Source organism: Streptomyces sp. NPDC024632 (genome assembly GCF_055559175.1).
The window spans coordinates 139,280-158,728 of the sequence record NZ_JBVHLD010000010.1 but is presented as its reverse complement, the minus strand read 5'-3'; the positions used below and the strand labels follow the sequence as shown (position 1 = coordinate 158,728).

Annotated in this window: 16 protein-coding genes; 8 read left to right on the top strand and 8 right to left on the bottom strand. The window is 69.0% G+C overall.

The genetic code is table 11. The annotated features are described in order from the left end of the window. Nucleotides 1-42: 42 nt before the first annotated feature. Entirely contained in the window at nt 43-540 is a 498-nt protein-coding gene (locus ACZ37P_RS22155; protein ID WP_402710241.1) for a TnsA-like heteromeric transposase endonuclease subunit, read from the bottom strand. Between the two features lie 251 nt (nt 541-791). After that, complete coding sequence (gene dnaB, locus ACZ37P_RS22150; protein WP_467348369.1) at nt 792-3,188, bottom strand: replicative DNA helicase; 2,397 nt, start codon at nt 3,186-3,188, stop codon at nt 792-794. Between the two features lie 689 nt (nt 3,189-3,877). Between dnaB and ACZ37P_RS22145 the strand changes: the two genes are divergently transcribed. Then, nucleotides 3,878-5,308 (top strand): MATE family efflux transporter, encoded by a 1,431-nt coding sequence (locus tag ACZ37P_RS22145; RefSeq protein ID WP_467348367.1) that lies wholly within the window; start codon nt 3,878-3,880, stop codon nt 5,306-5,308. Between the two features lie 205 nt (nt 5,309-5,513). Here the strand turns inward: ACZ37P_RS22145 and rplI are convergent, their stop codons facing one another. From rplI to rpsF, 4 genes are all read right to left on the bottom strand, one after another. After that, nucleotides 5,514-5,963, bottom strand: a complete 450-nt coding sequence (gene rplI, locus ACZ37P_RS22140) for a 50S ribosomal protein L9 (protein WP_355336647.1) — start codon at nt 5,961-5,963, stop codon at nt 5,514-5,516. A gap of 19 nt (nt 5,964-5,982) precedes the next feature. Beyond that, nucleotides 5,983-6,219, bottom strand: coding sequence for a 30S ribosomal protein S18 (gene rpsR / locus ACZ37P_RS22135; RefSeq protein ID WP_031512678.1), 237 nt, complete (start codon nt 6,217-6,219; stop codon nt 5,983-5,985). A gap of 49 nt (nt 6,220-6,268) precedes the next feature. Beyond that, nucleotides 6,269-6,877, bottom strand: coding sequence for a single-stranded DNA-binding protein (locus tag ACZ37P_RS22130; RefSeq protein WP_355336648.1), 609 nt, complete (start codon nt 6,875-6,877; stop codon nt 6,269-6,271). 99 nt (nt 6,878-6,976) lie between these two features. Beyond that, on the bottom strand, nt 6,977-7,267 hold the full coding sequence (gene rpsF / locus ACZ37P_RS22125; protein ID WP_093711983.1) for a 30S ribosomal protein S6: 291 nt from the start codon (nt 7,265-7,267) through the stop codon (nt 6,977-6,979). A 279-nt stretch (nt 7,268-7,546) separates the two neighbouring features. On the opposite strand from rpsF, the gene ACZ37P_RS22120 reads away from it, so the two are divergent. The 3 genes from ACZ37P_RS22120 (at nt 7,547) to ACZ37P_RS22110 (ending at nt 10,263) form a co-directional block, all read left to right on the top strand. After that, entirely contained in the window at nt 7,547-7,855 is a 309-nt protein-coding gene (locus tag ACZ37P_RS22120) for a hypothetical protein (protein WP_355336649.1), read from the top strand. A 164-nt stretch (nt 7,856-8,019) separates the two neighbouring features. Then, a complete protein-coding gene (locus tag ACZ37P_RS22115; RefSeq protein ID WP_355336650.1) occupies nt 8,020-9,141 on the top strand; it encodes a lipid II:glycine glycyltransferase FemX in 1,122 nt (373 codons plus the stop codon). 81 nt (nt 9,142-9,222) lie between these two features. Beyond that, complete coding sequence (locus ACZ37P_RS22110) at nt 9,223-10,263, top strand: alanine racemase (protein WP_401851313.1); 1,041 nt, start codon at nt 9,223-9,225, stop codon at nt 10,261-10,263. 39 nt (nt 10,264-10,302) lie between these two features. Here the strand turns inward: ACZ37P_RS22110 and ACZ37P_RS22105 are convergent, their stop codons facing one another. Together ACZ37P_RS22105 and ACZ37P_RS22100 are read right to left on the bottom strand one after the other, a co-directional pair. Then, complete coding sequence (locus tag ACZ37P_RS22105) at nt 10,303-11,862, bottom strand: glycosyltransferase family 87 protein (RefSeq protein ID WP_401851316.1); 1,560 nt, start codon at nt 11,860-11,862, stop codon at nt 10,303-10,305. A gap of 107 nt (nt 11,863-11,969) precedes the next feature. After that, a complete protein-coding gene (locus ACZ37P_RS22100) occupies nt 11,970-14,738 on the bottom strand; it encodes a transglycosylase domain-containing protein (protein WP_467348218.1) in 2,769 nt (922 codons plus the stop codon). Nucleotides 14,739-15,151: 413 nt separating this feature from the next. On the opposite strand from ACZ37P_RS22100, the gene ACZ37P_RS22095 reads away from it, so the two are divergent. From ACZ37P_RS22095 to ACZ37P_RS22080, 4 genes are all read left to right on the top strand, one after another. Further along, a complete protein-coding gene (locus ACZ37P_RS22095) occupies nt 15,152-15,796 on the top strand; it encodes a PadR family transcriptional regulator (RefSeq protein ID WP_355336653.1) in 645 nt (214 codons plus the stop codon). 23 nt (nt 15,797-15,819) lie between these two features. Further along, on the top strand, nt 15,820-16,902 hold the full coding sequence (locus ACZ37P_RS22090) for an inositol-3-phosphate synthase (protein WP_355336654.1): 1,083 nt from the start codon (nt 15,820-15,822) through the stop codon (nt 16,900-16,902). Between the two features lie 149 nt (nt 16,903-17,051). Continuing rightward, the gene (locus ACZ37P_RS22085) at nt 17,052-18,320 is read left to right on the top strand and encodes an MFS transporter (protein ID WP_467348215.1); all 1,269 of its coding nucleotides are present in this window, start codon (nt 17,052-17,054) and stop codon (nt 18,318-18,320) included. A 43-nt stretch (nt 18,321-18,363) separates the two neighbouring features. Further along, nucleotides 18,364-19,221 carry an LppU/SCO3897 family protein gene (locus tag ACZ37P_RS22080; RefSeq protein WP_355336656.1) on the top strand — a complete coding sequence of 286 codons (858 nt, stop codon included), beginning with the start codon at nt 18,364-18,366 and terminating at the stop codon, nt 19,219-19,221. Nucleotides 19,222-19,449 lie beyond the last annotated feature (228 nt).

Below are 19,449 nucleotides of genomic sequence, written 5' to 3'. Positions count from 1 at the left end.
GCCTGGGCCGTTGCGACACCGTCCATTTCGGCATTGCGGATCTCATCCCAGGAGCTCCTGGCTGACCAGCCAGTCCCTGCGGTAGCCGGCCAGGAACCGAATGTTCTCCAGCTCCACAACCGGCGGCTCACTCGACACCTCGTACGTCCACCCCCGAGCCTCCACCAGCTCTCGCGTCCAGTCGAAAGTGAAGACAACCTCGGGCCTGGACAACCGACGCAGCGGCTTGACGTCTACCACCACCGGGCCCTGATCAGTGATCAACAGGTAGTCCGGTATGTGCCTTCGCGCCTTCCCTCGCACCGTGACCGTCAACAGAAACGGCTGGGCGATGATGCGATTCACCGAGGGGGCGAAGTCTGCAAGGAGTAAACGGCTCAGCTCCAAGCGCGACTCGTAGATCACGTGGTCCTGCATGGTCGCGGACCAGTAGGTGCCGGAGTAATGCTTCTGCCCCTTGTACCAGCGGAACGTCCGCCACGGCACTGCGGACTGCAGCAGGTCAATCGAGACCGCAGCCCATTCCTGATCATCAATCACTTCGCCATCTCGGCAGCGAACACTCACAGTTGCAGTAGCACTGTCCATCGCGCACACCCCCGGCCCATGGACCCTTGCCCATAGACCCACGGTGCCAGCACGCTCGTCTCAGACGGGCAGCGCTGCGTGCTGTTCATCCGAACGGGTGACGGCCCTGAGCTGCCAGTCTCAGATTTGCGTCCTACCGGCCTCAGTCCGGACATCCATACTGAGATTTGGACACGAAATCTGAGACCCTACAGCGTCCCCGATCAGGTCTGGGCCATGTCCACGAAGCGGGAGTAGTGGCCCTGGAAGGCGACCGTGATGGTGGCGGTGGGGCCGTTGCGGTGCTTGGCGACGATCAGGTCGGCCTCGCCCGCGCGGGGGGACTCCTTTTCGTAGGCGTCTTCGCGGTGGAGGAGGATCACCATGTCGGCGTCCTGCTCGATGGAGCCGGATTCGCGCAGGTCGGAGACCATGGGCTTCTTGTCGGTGCGCTGTTCGGGGCCACGGTTGAGCTGGGAGAGCGCGATGACCGGGACTTCGAGCTCCTTGGCGAGGAGCTTGAGGTTACGGGACATGTCCGAGACCTCCTGCTGACGGCTCTCGGGGCGGCGCGAGCCGCCCGACTGCATGAGCTGGAGGTAGTCGATGACGACCAGGCGCAGGTCGTTGCGCTGCTTGAGGCGACGGCACTTGGCGCGGATCTCCATCATCGACAGGTTCGGCGAGTCGTCGATGTAGAGCGGCGCCTCGGTGACGTCCGACATCCGCCGGGCCACCTTCGTCCAGTCGTCGTCCGTCATGGTCCCCGACCGCATGTGATGCAGCGCCACCCGCGCCTCGGCGGACAGCAGCCGCATCGCGATCTCGTTGCGCCCCATTTCGAGCGAGAAGATGACGCTGGGCATCTTGTTGGCGATGGAACACGTCCGCGCGAAGTCCAGCGCGAGCGTGCTGTTGTGGGTGGGCACCATGGAGCGGGTGGCCAGGTACAGGTGGTCCGGGTTGTCCACCTGCACGCAGCGGACCGGGACGCTCGTGACCGGGGTGACGGAAGTGATGTACCGCGTGACCTGCTCGCGTTTCCACTGCCCTCGAGCGGAACTCGCCTTACGCGGAATCCGGGCAAGAGGAAGATTCGTCGGAACGATGACGTCCCAGGAGTCCGCGCCGATCACGTCGGCCCTGGTACGCCCGGTGCGGTGGTGAACCCGCGGGACGCAACCGAGGGAGACGACAAGCTCACAGAATCCGTCGACCAGTTCGCGATGGGTGTTCGTGAACCGATAGGCCCCGTCGCCATCGACGGTCCCGTCCGAATCCACCATGCCCTGCGCCAGCGCCAGACGCTGGTCGAAGGACGCGCGCAGGTACCCGGCCGGGATGTGCTTGCCAGCGGACACACCGAGCTGGCTCCACGCGTCCCTCAGCCCACGCACACCGAAGTGGCCGGTGCTGCTGTGCCGACGAGCGTCATACCCCGCCGCGTCGAACTCCTTGATCAGCCAGTCGCGGTCCTGTGGATCGCAGGCGACACGCCCGCTTCCGGCGGTATCGCCGTCTCCGAGGAGGTAGCCGAGCACGTACGGATCGACGGGCAGATCGACTTCAGGGCCGACGAGAGCCCTCGTGGCCGGGATCGCGTGATTGTTCTCGTGCAGCGCACGGACCGTGGCGGCGATCTCCCTGGTGCTGCGCGGCCTGACTGCCTTGCTCTCGGGTTCGGGACGATTCCACTGCTCCTGGGCGGCTCCCGCGGTCCTGCCGGGTTTGGTGCCGGCGGATGACCGTGAGGGAGACCAGGACGGCCAGTTGTCCGGGTAGGAGGTGGCCTCTGGCCTCGCGTGGTCGAATGCCTCGCGAGTGTTCCGGTCCCAGGTGAGCCACTGATGGTCCGCGTCAGCCAGGACCTTCGTACCGTCGGAGAACGTGACCTCGTAGCAAGGACGCCCGACCATGACGTCGGTGGCGGCGACCACTCGGGTCGGTGTGCCGTCGGCGGCGAGGAGGTGGTCGCCGACCTGGACCGCGCCCATCGTCGTCCAGCCGGTCGGGGTGGGCAGAGGGGTGTCGAGCGCCAGGGCCTTGCCCATCGCCGGGCGGGCGGCGATGACGATCATCTGGCCGGGGTGGAGGCCGTTGGTGAGGGAGTCGAGGTCGGTGAAGCCGGTGGGGACGCCGGACATCTGGCCGCTGCGGGAGCCGATGGCCTCGATCTCGTCGAGGGCGCCCTCCATGATGTCGCCGAGGGGGAGGTAGTCCTCGGAGGTGCGCTGTTCGGTGACGGCGTAGATCTCGGCCTGGGCGTTGTTGACGATCTCGTCGACGTCGCCGTCGGCGGCGTATCCCATCTGGGTGATGCGGGTGCCGGCTTCGACGAGGCGGCGCAGGACGGCGCGTTCGTGGACGATCTCGGCGTAGTACTCGGCGTTGGCCGCGGTGGGGACGGCGTTGACGAGGGTGTGGAGGTAGGGGGCGCCGCCGACGCGGGCGATCTCGCCGCGCTTGGTGAGTTCGGCTGCGGTGGTGATGGGGTCGGCGGGCTCGCCGCGGGCGTAGAGGTCGAGGATCGCCGCGTAGATCGTCTCGTGGGCGGGGCGGTAGAAGTCGGCGCCCTTGAGGACTTCGACGACGTCGGCGATGGCGTCCTTGGAGAGCAGCATGCCGCCGAGGACGGACTGTTCGGCGTCGAGGTCCTGCGGGGGGACGCGCTCGAAGCCGCCGCCGCCCTCGGACCAGCGGTTGCTGTCGCTGTCGTCGTTGCCGTTCTTCTTGCGGAAGCGGGTGACGGGGGGCCGGTCGCTCGGACCGGCTTCCGGGGGTGCTTCCCCCCAGTGCTCGTCCGCGGGTTCGGGCTGGCTCATCCGCGCCACCTCCTCCCGTCCCTGCGGACCGTTCGACCGCGTTCGACCGCACCCCGTTACGTGCCACGCGTTCGTGGGGCACGGCTCTTTCTTACGGCACGGCGCCGACATTTGAGTCACCCGGGGCCGCTCGCGGCGCGTCGGGGGACGGTCCACGGTAGGGCTCTCGGCGGCCCTGACCAACCCGGTTATCCACAGGGGGTGTGGACGGCGGCGGCATACCTGTGGAGAAGTGGCCCCAACCTGTGTACAGCCCTTGGGACGACGCTGTGGACAAGCTGACAATCTACTCAAGGGAACGGCTCTGACCTGGCCTTTCTCCATCCATAGCCTGTGCAGGAGAAAAAAATTCACGGTCGGCCCAAGATCGCCACAAACAACGCGGAGGAGATCACTCTACGCAGTCACCCGTAATAGTCGAGGGCGGCCTTTACCTCTTACTTGTGGACGATTACCCTGTGCATGTGAATCCGCTCGCCAAGCCCGCAGTGGAGAAGGATCCGGCCTCGTCCCCCCGCACGCCCGCCCGGGGCCGCCACGACCGGGAGATCCTTGCCCTCGCGGTCCCCGCCTTCGGCGCGCTGGTCGCCGAACCCCTCTTCGTCATGGCCGACAGCGCGGTTGTCGGCCATCTCGGCACCGCCCAGCTCGCGGGCCTCGGCGTCGCCGCCGCGCTCCTCACCACCGCCGTCAACATCTTCGTCTTCCTGGCGTACGCGACCACCGCCGCCGTCGCCCGCCGGGTCGGCGCGGGCGACCTGCCCGCCGCGATCCGCCAGGGCGTGGACGGCATCTGGCTCGCGCTGCTGCTGGGCGCGCTGGTGATCGCCGTCGTCCTCCCGTCCGCCCCGGCCGTGGTCGACCTGTTCGGCGCGTCGCCGACCGCCGCCCCGTACGCGACCACGTATCTGCGGATCAGCTCGCTCGGCATCCCCGCGATGCTGATGGTGCTGGCGGCGACCGGCGTCCTGCGCGGCCTCCAGGACACCCGCACCCCGCTGTACGTGGCGGTCGGCGGATTCGCCGCCAACGCGGGGCTCAACGCGGGCCTGGTCTACGGCGCCGGACTCGGCGTCGCGGGCTCCGCGTGGGGCACGGTCATCGCCCAGAACGGCATGGCGGCCGTCTACGTGTGGGTGGTGATCCGCGGCGCCAAGCGGCACCTCGCCAAGCCGCACCTCGCGCCGCGAGACGACCCCGCGCCACACGACCCCGCGACGGACGCCCGTACGGGTGCACGCTCCGCCCTGTGGACCCTGTTGCGCCCCGACCCCGCCGGCATACGCGCCTGCGCCCGAGCCGGCGTCCCCCTCCTCGTCCGCACCCTCAGCCTGCGGGCCGTCCTGCTCATCGCCACCGCCGTCGCCGCGGGGCTCGGCGACGCCGAGATCGCCGCCCACCAGATCACCCTCACCGTCTGGTCCCTGCTCGCCTTCGCCCTGGACGCCATCGCCATCGCGGGACAGGCGATCATCGGCCGCTACCTGGGCGCGGACGACCCCGAGGGCGCCCGCGCCGCCTGCCGCCGCATGATCGAGTGGGGAGTGGCCTGCGGGGTCGTCCTGGGGCTGCTGGTGACGCTGGCCCGGCCGCTGATCGGGCCGATGTTCACCTCGGACCCGGCCGTACGGGACGCGCTGGCGTCCGCGCTGCTGGTGGTCGCGCTGGCGCAGCCGGTCTGCGGCATCGTCTTCGTCCTGGACGGCGTGCTGATGGGCGCGGGCGACGGGCCGTATCTCGCCTGGTCGATGCTGGGGACGCTGGCCGTCTTCGCGCCCGCCGCGCTGGCCGTGCCCGCCCTGGGCTGGGGGCTGACCGCGCTCTGGTGGGCGATGACCCTGATGATGCTGACCCGGCTCGCCGCCCTGTGGCTCCGGGCCCGCTCCGGCCGCTGGATCGTCACGGGCGCCGCCCGCTGAGAGCCCGAGCCGCCCGCCGAGGAGCCCGAGGCACTCGCCGAGAGCCCGAGCCGCCCGCCGAGCCGCCCGCCGACACACCTCACAGCGAGCGGCCAGACCTCACAGCGCCCGCCGCCCCCGGAACCCCGGAACGACGAAGGGCCGGGCACCCCCGCAATCGGGGTGCCCGGCCCTCCCTGTTCCACGTGGAACACAGCGGTCGCGATTACGCGGCCACGACCTCCAGGTCGAGGACGGCCTCGACCTCGGGGTGCAGCCGCACCGTCACCTTGTGCGCGCCCAGCGTCTTGATCGGCGAACCGACCTCGAGACGACGCTTGTCGACGGCCGGACCACCGGCGGTCTTGATCGCCGCGGCGATGTCGGCCGGGGTGATCGAGCCGAACAGCCGGCCGGTGTCACCGGCGCGGGTGCTGAGCTGGACCTTGACGCCCTGGAGCTGCGCCTTGACCGCGTTCGCGTCGTCCAGCGAGTGGATCTCGCGGATGCGGCGGGCGCGGCGGATCTGCTCGACGTCCTTCTCGCCACCCTTGGTCCACGCGATGGCGAAGCCACGCGGGATCAGGTAGTTGCGGGCGTAGCCCGGCTTGACGTCGACGATGTCGCCCGCGGCACCCAGGCCGCTGACCTCGTTGGTAAGGATGATCTTCGACATGCTTCAGGTCACCCTTTCCTTATCGAGCGGTCGACGTGTAGGGCAGCAGCGCCATCTCACGGCTGTTCTTCACGGCCGTGGCGACGTCACGCTGGTGCTGCGTGCAGTTGCCGGTGACGCGGCGGGCACGGATCTTGCCGCGGTCGGAAATGAACTTCCGCAGCATGTTCGTGTCCTTGTAGTCCACGTACACGGTCTTGTCCTTGCAGAACGCGCAGACCTTCTTCTTCGGCTTGCGCGGGGGCGGCTTCGCCATGGTGATTCTCCTAATGCGATCTTGCGATCAAGAAGTGAGGATGCCCGCCCTAGAAGGGCGGCTCGTCCGAGTAGCCGCCGCCGGAAGAAGCGGCACCGGAGCCGCCGCCCCAGTTACCGCCACCGCCGCCCTGGCCGCCGCCGGCCGGCGCGCTGGTCGCCCACGGGTCGTCGGCGGGAGCACCGCCGCCGCCCTGGGGCTGGCCGCCACCGGAGCTTCCGCCCCAGTTGCCGCCGCCGCCCTGGCCGCCGCCTCCGCCGAACCCGCCGCCCTGCTGACCGCCACGACCGCCACCGCTGGTCTTGGTGACCTTGGCCGTCGCGCTCTTCAGGCTGGCGCCGACTTCTTCGACGTCCAGTTCGTAGACCGTCCGCTTGACGCCCTCACGGTCCTCGTACGACCGCTGCTTCAGCCGGCCCTGCACGATGACGCGCATGCCTCGCTGGAGCGACTCGGCGACGTTCTCGGCCGCCTGCCGCCAGACCGAGCAGGTGAGGAACAGGCTCTCGCCGTCCTTCCACTCGTTGGTCTGCCGGTCGAAGGTGCGCGGAGTGGACGCGACTCGGAACTTCGCGACCGCCGCACCCGACGGGGTGAAGCGCAGCTCGGGGTCGTCGACAAGATTGCCGACAACCGTGATGACGGTCTCGCCTGCCATGGGATGACCTCTCGGCGGTGTGCTGACTGCTTCTGGCTGCTGCTACTGACTACTGCTGGCTACTACTCGGTTACTGCCCCGGTGCGCTGAGCGGAGAGCTCAGTGCAGTTCGGGGCGGAGGACCTTGGTCCGCAGAACCGACTCGTTCAGGTTGAGCTGACGGTCGAGCTCCTTGACGACCTCAGGCGTGGCCTTGAGGTCGACGACCGAGTAGATGCCCTCGGGCTTCTTGTTGATCTCGTAGGAGAGGCGACGACGGCCCCAGGTGTCGACCTTCTCCACGCTGCCGCCACCATTGCGGACGACGGCGAGGAAGGACTCGATCAGCGGGGAGACAGCGCGCTCCTCAAGATCGGGGTCGAGAATGAGCATGAGCTCGTAGTGACGCATAGGGGAACCCACCTCCTTTGGACTCAGGCGGCCACGGCGTTTCCGTGGCAGGAGGGTTTGTATCTGCGTCGCAACGGTAGCGCGGGGCACTGACAGTCGAGTGACAGACAGTCGAGCGGCGGATCGGTCCGAGGACCGTTCCGCCGAGTCGGGCGAGGCCCGGCCCACGCACAGACACCGGTGCAGACCGTACAGACTACCCGCACAGGTCCCCCGGGTTGAAATCCGCCCCCTTTTGCCCCCAATCTGGACACATCTACTCCGTCACGGAGGTGCCCCATGGCACAGCACGCGGAACGGACCCACCACCTCACCTTCAACACCGACGGCCGGCCGCACCCGCTGGAGAACACGCTGGTCGCGGTGACCGTCGTCCTCGGCGCGATCGCGATCATCTCCTCGGCCTTTAACAGCCTGCATCTGCTCAGTTCCTGGACCGGTCTGGTCGGCATCCTCACCGGCGGCTACGGCCAGTTCATCTCGGCGACCACGGCGGAGCGGTTCGCTCTCGTCATCGGCCTCGGCATGGCGGCGGTCGGCTTCTACATCGGTGTCGCGCACGGCGGGCTGTTCGGCGGGCTCTGGTAGCGGCGGCCGGCAGTCGCCGACAGCACCGGCGAGCAGTAGCGAGGGCGCTTCCCCCGCGCAGTAGGCTTCGGGCCAGAAAACAGCACCGGAAACCCACCACAAGCAAGTAGTGAGCATTCCAGCCCGCAGTCGTGAGTTCGTCGTGAGTTTGGGGAGCGCCCCGCATGAGCCTGACCCTGAGGACCATCAGCCGCGAGCAGCATCTGGCGTACATCCAGAGCCTGCCCTCGGCAAGCCACTGCCAGGTCCCGGCATGGGCTGATGTGAAGTCGGAGTGGCGGTCGGAGAATCTCGGCTGGATCGACGACAGGACCGGCCAGATCGTCGGCGCCGGTCTGGTGCTCTACCGGCAGATCCCGAAGGTCAAGCGGTACCTGGCGTATCTGCCCGAGGGCCCGGTCATCAACTGGTACGCGCCCAACCTGGACGAGTGGCTGAAGCCGATGCTCGCCCACCTCAAGCAGCAGGGCGCCTTCACCGTGAAGATGGGCCCGCCGGTGATCATCCGCCGGTGGGAGGCGAACACCATCAAGACCGGCATCGCCGACCAGGACGTCAAGCGGCTGCGCGACGTGGAGGCCGACTTCATCGAACCGCGCGCCTTCGAGGTCGCGGACAAGCTGCGCCGGATGGGCTGGCAGCAGGGCGAGGACGGCGGCGCGGGCTTCGGCGACGTACAGCCGCGGTACGTGTACCAGGTCCCGCTGGAGAACCGTTCGCTGGACGACATCCTCAAGGGCTTCAACCAGCTCTGGCGGCGCAACATCAAGAAGGCCGAGAAGGCCGGTGTCGAGGTGGTCCAGGCCGGCTACGACGACCTGCCGACCTGGCAGAAGCTCTACGAGGTGACGGCCGAGCGCGACCACTTCAGGCCGCGCCCGCTGTCGTACTTCCAGCGGATGTGGACCTCGCTGAACGCAGAGGACCCCAACCGCATGCGGCTCTACCTGGCGGTGCACGAGGGCGAGGCGGTCGCCGCGGCGACGATGCTGACCGTCGGCCGGCACGTCTGGTACTCCTACGGCGCCTCGGCGAACCACAAGCGTGAGGTGCGGCCGTCCAACGCGATGCAGTGGCGGATGCTGCGGGACGCGTACGCGATGGGCGCCAGCGTCTACGATCTGCGCGGAATCAGCGATTCCCTGGACGAGAACGACCATTTGTTCGGTCTGATTCAGTTCAAGGTGGGCACGGGCGGGCAGGCTGCCGAATACTTGGGCGAGTGGGATTTCCCGCTCAACAAGCTGCTCCACAAGGCGCTCGACATCTACATGTCGCGTCGCTGACCCCGGGCCCGCGCATGGGCCACGACAAGGCCCGCGCGCGGCCCGCCGAAGGCTCGCTCAAGGAAAGGTCCCGACCAGGCCATGGCCCTCACCCTGTACGTCGACACCGCACGCTGGCGTGCACACCACCAGTCCGTGGTGGACCAGTTCCCCGGCATCGTGCCGGTATGCAAGGGGAACGGGTACGGCTTCGGCCATGAGCGCCTCGCCGACGAGGCGACCCGGCTGCGCGCCGACATGCTCGCCGTCGGCACGACGTACGAGGCCGCCCGGATCAAGGACTACTTCAGCGGCGACCTGCTGGTGCTGACCCCGTACCGGCTGGGCGAGGAGCCGGTGCCGCTGCCGGACCGGGCGATCCGCTCGGTGTCCTCGGTGGAGGGTGTGCGCGGTCTGGTCGGCGCGCGGGTGGTCATCGAGGTGATGAGCAGCATGCGCCGGCACGGCGTGGCCGAGGACGACCTGGTCAAGCTGCACACGGCGATAGACGACGTACGCCTGGAGGGTTTCGCGATCCACCTGCCGCTGGACCGCACCGACGGTACGGACGCGGTCGAGGAGGTCTTCGCCTGGATGGAGCGGCTGCGGGCGGCCCGGCTGCCGCTGCACACGATGTTCGTCAGCCACCTCAAGGCGGCCGAACTGGCGCAGCTCAGGCAGCAGTTCCCGCAGACCAGGTTCCGGGCGCGGATCGGCACCCTGATGTGGCTCGGCGACCACGACGCGACGGAGTACCGCGGCGCGGTGCTCGACGTCACGCGGATCGTCAAGGGCGACCGGTACGGCTACCGGCAGGAGAAGTCGGCCGCCGACGGCCATCTGGTGGTCGTGGCGGGCGGCACCTCGCACGGTGTGGGCCTGGAGGCGCCGAAGGCGCTGCACGGTCTGATGCCGCGGGCCAAGGGGGTCGCGCGGGCGGGCCTGGCGACCGTCAACCGCAATCTGTCGCCGTTCGTGTGGGCGGGCAAGCAGCGCTGGTTCGCGGAGCCGCCGCACATGCAGGTGTCGATCCTGTTCCTGCCGGGTGACGTGGCGCCGCCCGCGGTGGGCGACGAGCTGGTGGCGCACCTGCGGCACACCACGACCCAGTTCGACCGGGTCGTGGACCGCCACCCGTCGTAGGACGCCTGTCGCTCCCTCCTCGGCTTCTTCTCCAGCCGTCTAGTCCTTCTCGTCCACCGCGGGCGAAGTCGTCGCGGGCGAAGGCGTCGTGGGCGCGGAGTCCGTCGGCATCGTGGTGCCCCACTCGACCCGCTGTCCGGCGAAGGGCGCCGCGTGCCGCGGCTCGTGGTGGACGGCGCCGAGCACGAACACGTCCTCCGCGCCGTCCAGGATTCCGCCCGAGGGGTCGTCGTCGCCGTCCTGCCGCAGTACGTCGTGCTGCGGCAGGAGGATGTCGCGGATGACCATGCCGCACAGGTAGAGCGTGCCGAGCAGGTGCACGGCGATGGCGAGGTGGTAGCCGTCGGCGGACAGACCGTGGTGCTTGGTGCCGCCGGTGACGTACGCGAGCTGCATCCAGATGCCGATGAAGTACAGCACCTCGGCGCCCTGCCAGATCAGCAGGTCGCGCCAGCGCGGGCGGGCGAGCACGGCGAGCGGGAGCAGCCACAGCACGTACTGCGGCGAGTAGACCTTGTTGCTGATCACCAGCGCGGCCACCAGCAGGAAGGCGAGCTGTGCGAAGCGCGGGCGGCGCGGGGCGTACAGCGCGAGGGCGGCGATCCCGGCGCACAGCAGCAGCATCAGGGCGGCCACGTACGCGCTCACGCCGGTCAGCGGGTTGCCTGTGCGCTGCATGACGATCAGCCACAGCGAGCCGTAGTCGACGCCGCGGGTGCGGCTGAAGCTGTAGAACTCCGACCAGCCGTGCCGGGCGAGCAGGATCACCGGGCCGTTGACCACCAGCCAGGACAGGACGGCGCCGCCGAGCGCCGTGCCGAAGGCCCGTAGCCGCCCGGCGCGCAGGCACAGCAGGAACAGCGCGAGCAGCAGCAGGACGGGGTAGAGCTTGGCCGCGGTGGCCAGGCCGATCAGGATGCCCGCGGCCAGCGGTCGGCTGCGGGCCCACAGCAGCATGCCGACGGCGGTCAGGGCGACGGCGAACAGGTCCCAGTTGATGGTCGCGGTGAGCGCGAGCGCGGGGGACAGGGCGATGAGCAGGCCGTCCCAGGGGCGCCGCCGCTGGGTGCGCGCCACGCACGTGACGAGGACGACCGCGCAGATCATCAGCATCGCGGAGTTCACGATCCAGTAGATCTGCGCGCGGTGCTGGAGGTCGCCGCCGTGCGGGGTCAGCCAGGAGGCGACCTCCATGAACAGGCCGGTGAGCACCGGGTACTCGAGGTAGTGGAAGCCGCTGCCGGAGACCGAGTCCGGGATGCGGTCGAAGTACGGGACCAGGTCGGTGGCGAAGCCGCGCTGCGAGTACAGGTGCGGGATGTCGGAGTAGCAGGCGTGGATGTACTGCGGGGAGCCGCCCTGGAACCAGCCGCCGGAGTAGCAGGACGCTTTCTGCGCCATGCCGAGGGCGAACATTCCGATGACGACGAGCACCATCACGCGGACCGGGTTCCACCAGCGGTAACCGCCGGAGCGGGCCCACCGTCCGGTGGGCCCGCCCAGGAACTCACTGCCGGCCGCGGCGACCGGGTCCTCGTCGGAGGGTCGCACGGGGAGCTCTCGCCGGTCGGCCTCTTCGCGGTCGCGCACGCTCGTCATGGCGAACATCCTGCCGTACCGGTCTGTGTGAGCGAGAGTCCCCGGGGACACCAACCGTCGCTGTCTGCTGTCAGCGACGGTTGGTGTCCCCCGTCAGCCGCCGTCCGTCATCCTCCGTCGCCGGGTTTGCGGGTGGATGTTCCGCCGCTGTTGCCTCCGCCGCCGCCCGGTCCTCCGGTGCTGCCCGACGTGGTCGGGGTGTCGCTCGGCGTCGGCGTGTTGCAGGTCTGGTCCCACGGCAGGCACGGGCCGCTCGGCGTGGTCGGCGGCGTGGTGGGCGGCGTCGTCGGCGGGGTGGTCGGCGGCGTCGTCGTGGTGGGCGGCGGGGTGGTCGCGGTGTCGGTCGGGCTCGGCGGCGGCGTCGTCATGGACGGCGTCGGCGACGGGGCGCCGGGCTCGTTCTGCGGTTCGCCGATCTTGCTGGCGTCCGGGAAGCCGGGGTCCTCGGAGTTGCCGAGGGCGGCCTTCATGTAGTCGGTCCAGATGGTGGCCGGGAGGTCACCACCGTGGATGGAGGAGTTGCCGCCGGTGCCGGACATCGGCAGCAGCTTCTTGGCCTTGGTGTCCTGGCGGAACATCACCACGGACGTGGAGAGCTGCTGGGTGTAGCCGACGAACCACGCGGACCGGGTGCCGCCGGGGCTGTCGGTGGTACCGGTCTTGCCCGCCGCGGTACGGCCCAGGGCCTTGGCCTTGGTGCCGGTGCCGTTCTCGACCACGTTCTGCAGGACCTTGGTGACGTTGTTGGCGATGTTGTCCGGCAGCGCCTGCTTGGGCTTGGGCCGCGAGAAGCCGTTGATCTGGTCACCGTTGTGGATCACCTTGGTGACCGAGTACGGGTCCACCTGCACGCCGGATTTGGCGAAGGTGGCGTACGCGTCGGCCATCCGGATCGCGCTGGGCGTGGACGTACCGATCGAGAACGACGGCACCATGGTGGCCATGCTCTCGTCGAGCAGGCCCACGCTCTCCGCCGTCGCCTTGACCTTGGGCAGGCCGACGTCCTCGCCGAGCTGGACGAACGGGGTGTTGATCGAGTTCTGCATGGCCTTGGTCAGCGTGACGTAGCCGTGCTTGATCGAGTCCTCGTTCTTCTGCCGGAACGGCTTGTTCTCCTTGTCGAGGACCACATTGCCGTCGTGGTCCTTGATCACCAGCAGGTCGTTGGCGTTGTACTTGCTGTCCGGCGTGATGGGCTTGCCGTCGCTGTGGTTGGTGCCGTACATCATGGCCGCGGAGAGCACGAACGGCTTGAAGGTCGAGCCGACCGGCACACCGGCGGTGTTGGCGTTGTTGTTGAACTCGTTGTGCTCGTAGCCCTCGCCGCCGTAGATGGCCACGATCTTGCCGTCGCCCGGCACCACGGAGGCGGCGCCGAACTGCACATTGCTGTCCGCGTCCGTGCCCTTGTAGTCGGGGTCGTCGCCCAGGTACTTGTGCGAGCCGCCGGGCTTGATGTTCGCCTTGCGGACCGCCTCGACGGACTTCTTCAGGGCGTTGACCTTGGCCTTGTCGAAGGTCGTGTAGATCTGGTATCCACCCAGGTCAAGGTCCTTCTGGGTGATCTTCGGCGAGGAGTGCGTGGTGACGTAGTTGTTCACCGTGTCGACCAGGTAGCTGATCTGACCGCTCATGCCCGCCTGCACCTTCAGCCCCTGGGGCATCGGGTACTTGGTGTACTTGGCGCGCTCGGTCGCCGTCATGTGGCCGTACTTGACCTCCTGGTCAAGGATCCAGGCCCAGCGCTGCGTGGAGCGCTTGGTGTTGGCCTCGGCGGTGGCCGACGTGTCGATGTTGGTGGCGCCTATCGGGTCGTAGTACGTCGGGCCCTTGAGCAACGCCGCCAGGAAGGCGCACTGGCTGGGGTCGAGCTTGACCGCGTCCACGCCGTAGTACGTCTGCGCGGCGGCCTGGAGACCGTAGGCGCCGCGGCCGAAGTACGAGGTGTTCAGGTAGCCGGTGATGATGTCGTTCTTGCCGACCTTCGCGCCGACCTTTATGGAGATGAACAGCTCTTTGAACTTCCGGCTGACCGTCTGCGACTGGTCGAGCATCGAGTTCTTCACGTACTGCTGGGTGATGGTCGAGCCGCCCTGCGTCTCGCCGCCCTTGGCCATGTTGAACAGCGCGCGGGTGATGCCCATCGGGTCGACACCGGAGTCGGTCTCGAAGGTCTTGTTCTCGGCCGAGATCACCGCGTAGCGCATGGCCTTGGGGATCTGGTCGTACGTGATGTTCTGCCGGTTGAAGTCACCGCCGGTGGCGACCATGCGGGTGCCGTCGGCCCAGTAGTAGACGTTGTTCTGGGCGACGGCCGCCTTGTTCTCGTCGGGGATGTCGACCATGGCGTACGCGATGCCCGCGATGCCGACCAGGGTGCCGACGAAGCCGATGCACAGCGCGGTGACCTGGCGCCAGGAGGGCACCCAGTGCCGCCAGCCCTGCTTGCCGAAGCGCGGGTAGTCGATGAAGCGCTTCTTGGCGGGCCTGCGGCCTCCCCGGCCCGCGGGGCCGCCGGGTTCACCGGGGCCGCCGGTGCCTCTGCGGCGACCGCCGCCGTTGCCGCCACCGCCGCGTCCCTGGGCGGCGCGGCGGGCCGCGGCGCGTCCTTCGTAGGGGACACCGGGGCCGCCGGTGCCGGAAGGGGAACCGCTGGGCACGCCGCCGGGAGGGCCGGGGGGACGGCCGGGTACGGCGCCCGGGGTACCGCCGGGCGGCGTACCGCCACTGGGCATACCGCTAGGGGAACCGGCGGGGGGGCCGCCGACCGCGCGTCGGCCGCCTGACGCAGGGGGCGTCGGCTGCTGTCCCCCGCGCCTGGCGGCAGCACGGCCGCCGGAGGGCGACTGCGGCGGCTTGCGACGGTGCTCGCTCATGAACAGCTACTCCTCGACAGGCGGGATCGCCTGCAGGCATCGATGACATTCCGGTCTGTCCCCCTGAGTGCGGCTGTGTCAGGCCGCACTGCACCCAGGACCAAGACGCACGCCGACGTCCCAGGGTTCCCGGTGCTCTGCATGGCGAACAGAGTACGCACGGTCAAAAGACGCACGATGCGAGCGTTCATCACATAACGGACGGTTGACGCCTCACAGGTTTCATGTTGTGACACCCGCTGTGACGGCGGTCACCGCGGACCGCCTTGCATGATGTGTCGAACCGTTCTATCGTCCCGATGTATCGACTCGATACATCGCACCGACACATCGCTCCGATGCATCGTGCGGAGGCATCGGGTCGGCACACAGTACGGGACAGCGGCGACCGGCCGGAACGAGGGGACGAGGGATTGAGCAAGCGCTCCGGAATCCTCGAATTCGCGGTTCTCGGTCTGCTGCGCGAGTCCCCTATGCACGGGTACGAGCTGCGCAAGCGGCTCAACACCTCGCTCGGGGTGTTCCGCGCCTTCAGCTACGGCAGTCTTTATCCCTGCCTGAAGACGCTGGTCACTCAGGGGTGGCTGATCGAGGAGTCGGTGGTGGACAGCGATCCGCCCGCGACACCCCTCGCCGGTCGCCGGGCGAAGATCGTCTACCGGCTGACGGCCGCGGGCAAGGAGCACTTCGAGGAGCTGCTCGCCCACTCCGGCCCGGACGCCTGGGAGGACGAGCACTTCGCCGCTCGCTTCGCCTTCTTCGGGCAGACGTCGAAGGACGTCAGGATGCGGGTCCTCGAGGGGCGGCGCAGCCGCCTCGAGGAACGGCTGGAGAAGATGCGCGCCTCACTCGTGCGCACCCGCGAACGGCTCGACGACTACACGCTCGAGCTTCAGCGGCACGGCATGGAATCGGTGGAACGCGAGGTCCGCTGGCTCAATGAGCTGATCGAGACCGAGCGGGCCGGACGCAGCACCACGCGCCCGGACTCCGAGCAGGACACACACGACAACAACCAAGAGAACGGCGGCCGACCCGAAAACCGGGGAACCGCGTGACGATTACACAGGGAGCAACCGGTATGGGTTCGGTTCGCGTAGCCATCGTTGGCGTAGGCAACTGCGCCGCGTCGCTGGTGCAGGGTGTCGAGTACTACAAGGACGCCGACCCGGACAGCAAGGTGCCTGGTCTCATGCACGTGCAGTTCGGCGACTACCACGTACGTGACGTCGAGTTCGTGGCCGCCTTCGATGTCGACGCGAAGAAGGTCGGCCTCGACCTCGCGGACGCCATCGGAGCCAGCGAGAACAACACGATCAAGATCTGCGACGTCCCGCAGAGCGGTGTGACCGTCCAGCGCGGCCACACCAACGACGGTCTCGGCAAGTACTACCGGGAGACGATCGAGGAGTCCACCGAGGCCCCGGTCGACATCGTCCAGATCCTCAAGGACCGCCAGGTCGACGTCCTCGTCTGCTACCTGCCCGTCGGCTCCGAGGTCGCGGCCAAGTACTACGCGCAGTGCGCCATCGACGCGAAGGTCGCCTTCGTCAACGCCCTCCCGGTCTTCATCGCCGGCACCAAGGAGTGGGCGGACAAGTTCACCGAGGCCGGTGTGCCGATCGTCGGTGACGACATCAAGTCCCAGGTGGGCGCCACCATCACGCACCGCGTGATGGCGAAGCTCTTCGAGGACCGCGGTGTCCTGCTGGAGCGCACCATGCAGCTCAACGTGGGCGGCAACATGGACTTCAAGAACATGCTCGAGCGCGAGCGCCTGGAGTCCAAGAAGATCTCCAAGACGCAGGCCGTCACCTCGCAGATCGTGGACCGTGAGCTGGGCGCCAAGAACGTCCACATCGGCCCGTCGGACTACGTGCAGTGGCTGGACGACCGCAAGTGGGCGTACGTCCGCCTCGAGGGCCGCGCCTTCGGTGACGTCCCGCTGAACCTGGAGTACAAGCTGGAGGTCTGGGACTCCCCGAACTCCGCCGGTGTCATCATCGACGCGCTGCGCGCGGCGAAGATCGCCAAGGACCGCGGTATCGGCGGCCCGATCCTCTCGGCGTCCTCGTACTTCATGAAGTCCCCGCCGGTGCAGTACTTCGACGACGAGGCCCGCGACAACGTGGAGAAGTTCATCCGCGGCGAGGTCGAGCGCTGACCGGCTGAGCCGGACAACGCCGCGTCCGGCGGCACGGTGCCACAGCGTCACCGCGGGACCGCACCGCCGCAGGACGGCACCACCGCAGTACCAAGGAAAGGCCCCGGGTCGCGTGCCCGGGGCCTTCCGCGTCATGTGAGGCTGTGACCATGGCTGTTGTGCGCGATCTTCGCGTGCTGCTGCGGCTGTCGGGCTTCCGGCGGCTGCTCGCGGTGCGCCTGCTGTCCCAATTCTCCGACGGCGTCTTCCAGGTCGCGCTGGCCGCCTATGTCGTCTTCTCGCCCGAGAAACAGACCTCGCCCGGCGCCATCGCCTCCGCCATGGCCGTACTGCTGCTGCCGTACTCGCTGCTCGGCCCGTTCACCGGCGTGCTGCTCGACCGCTGGCGGCGCAGGCAGGTGCTGCTCTCCTGCAATCTGCTGCGGGCGGTGCTGTCCTGCGGGACGGCCGCGCTGATCCTGCTGCACGTGCCGGACTGGCTGTTCTATCTCTCCGCCCTGTCGGTCACCGCCGTCAACCGCTTCGTGCTCGCGGGGCTGTCCGCCGCGCTGCCGCGGGTCGTGGACGCCGAGCGGCTGGTGATCGCCAACTCCCTGTCCCCGACGGCCGGGACGCTCGCGGCGACCGCGGGCGGCGGCGTCGCCTTCGTCGTGCACCTTTTCCTGCCCGAGGGCGCCGGGGCCAACGCGGCGACCGTGCTGCTCGGCGCGGGCGTCTATCTGGTGGCGGGGCTGTCCGCGCTGACGCTGGGCCGCGACCGGCTCGGGCCCGATCCCTCCGAGGTGCGGCAGCGGCTGCGCACGGCGCTCGCGGGCACCGCGCAGGGCCTGGCCGCCGGGTGGCGGCATCTGCGCCAACGGCCCGCGGCGCGACGGGCGATGGGCGCGGTGACGGCGATGCGCTTCTGCTACGGCGCCCTGACCGTCACCTTGCTGATGCTCAGCCGCTACGCCTGGTCCGACCCCTCGGACACCGACGCCGGTCTCGCCCTGCTCGGCCTGGCGGTCGGCCTGTCCGCGGCCGGATTCTTCACCGCGGCGGTCTTCACCCCGTGGGCCACCGGCCGCTTCGGCACCAGCGGCTGGATCACCGTGTGCGCCGCCGCGTCCGCCGTGCTGCTGCTCCCGCTGGCGCTCCCGTTCGCCGTCGGGCCGATGATGGTCGCGGCCTTCGTGCTGGGCTTCACCATGCAGGGCGCGAAGATCGCCACCGACACCGTGGTGCAGACCGACGTCCAGGACTCCTACCGCGGGCGCGTCTTCTCCCTCTACGATGTCGCCTTCAACGTCGCCTTCGTAGGCGCCGCGGCGGTCTCCGCCCTGATGCTGCCGCCCGACGGCCGTTCCCCAGCGCTGATCACCGTCCTCGCCCTGCTCTACGCCGGGGTGGCCGCCACGATGACCCGACTCCGCTCCTGACCCCGGCGTCGCGCCGGGACGCACACCACACATGGGGGAAACCGTGGCTACTCCGCCACCTCCTGGCCGCAATCCCTACGGCCAGCCGTACGCACAGCAGACAGCACCGCCTCCGCCCGCGCCTCCGCAGCAGGGACAGAACCCGTACGGCCAGAACCCCTACGGCCAGAATCCGTACGGGCAGAATCCGTACGGGCAGGGCCAGCCGGGCCAGAACCCGTACGGGCCGCCGCAGGGCCAGGGGCAGCAGCCGTTCGGCTACCCGCAGACCGGGCCGCAGACGGCGCCGGACGGCGGCCCGGCGTGCACCTTCTGCGGGGGCTTCCCCGCCGTGCAGGCCACGGTCCGCGGCCACCAGGGCTTCCTGATCATCATGCGCTTCCTGAAGCGACGGGCGAACTACTGCCGCACCTGCGGGATAGCCACGCACCGGGAGATGACCACCAAGACGTTGTGGCAGGGCTGGTGGAGCATCGCCTCGTTCGTCATCACGCCGATCACGGTGCTGATCAACCTCGGGCCGCGCGGCAAGTTCAACAAGCTGCCCGCGCCCAACGGCGGCTTCGGACCGCCCATGAACCCGGGCAAGCCGATCTTCCTGCGCGGCGGCGCGTACGTCATGCTGGCGCCGCTGCTGGTGCTCGCCCTCATCGTCGCGGGAGTCGCGATGGGCGGCAACGACGCGAATTCGGCGTCCGCCGGTGACTGCGTCAGCAAGAGCGGCTCCGACTCCGACCCGACCCTGAAGGTCGTCGACTGCACGTCGGGCTCGGCCGCGTACCGCGTCGTGGAGCGGCACGGCGGCAAGCACTACAGAGACGCCTGCTCCAACGGCGACGCCGAGTACGACCACTCGGGGCGCGGCGGCGACTACGCGCTCTGCCTGACGCGCGTGGGCTGACGTCCTTGAGCTGACGTCCTTGAGCTGACGTCCTTGAGCTGATGGCGCCATGCCGATGCCTTTGAGCTGACGCCGATGTTCCACGTGGAACATCGCGTTCGGCGAGACGGCGGAGGGGGGGGGGGGGGGGGGGGGGAAGGCCCCCCCCCCCCCCCCCCCCCTCCCCCTTTGCCACCCAGCGCAAAGAGCCAAAAGCGACAGTCGTCACCCACAACCGATCTGGGGGTG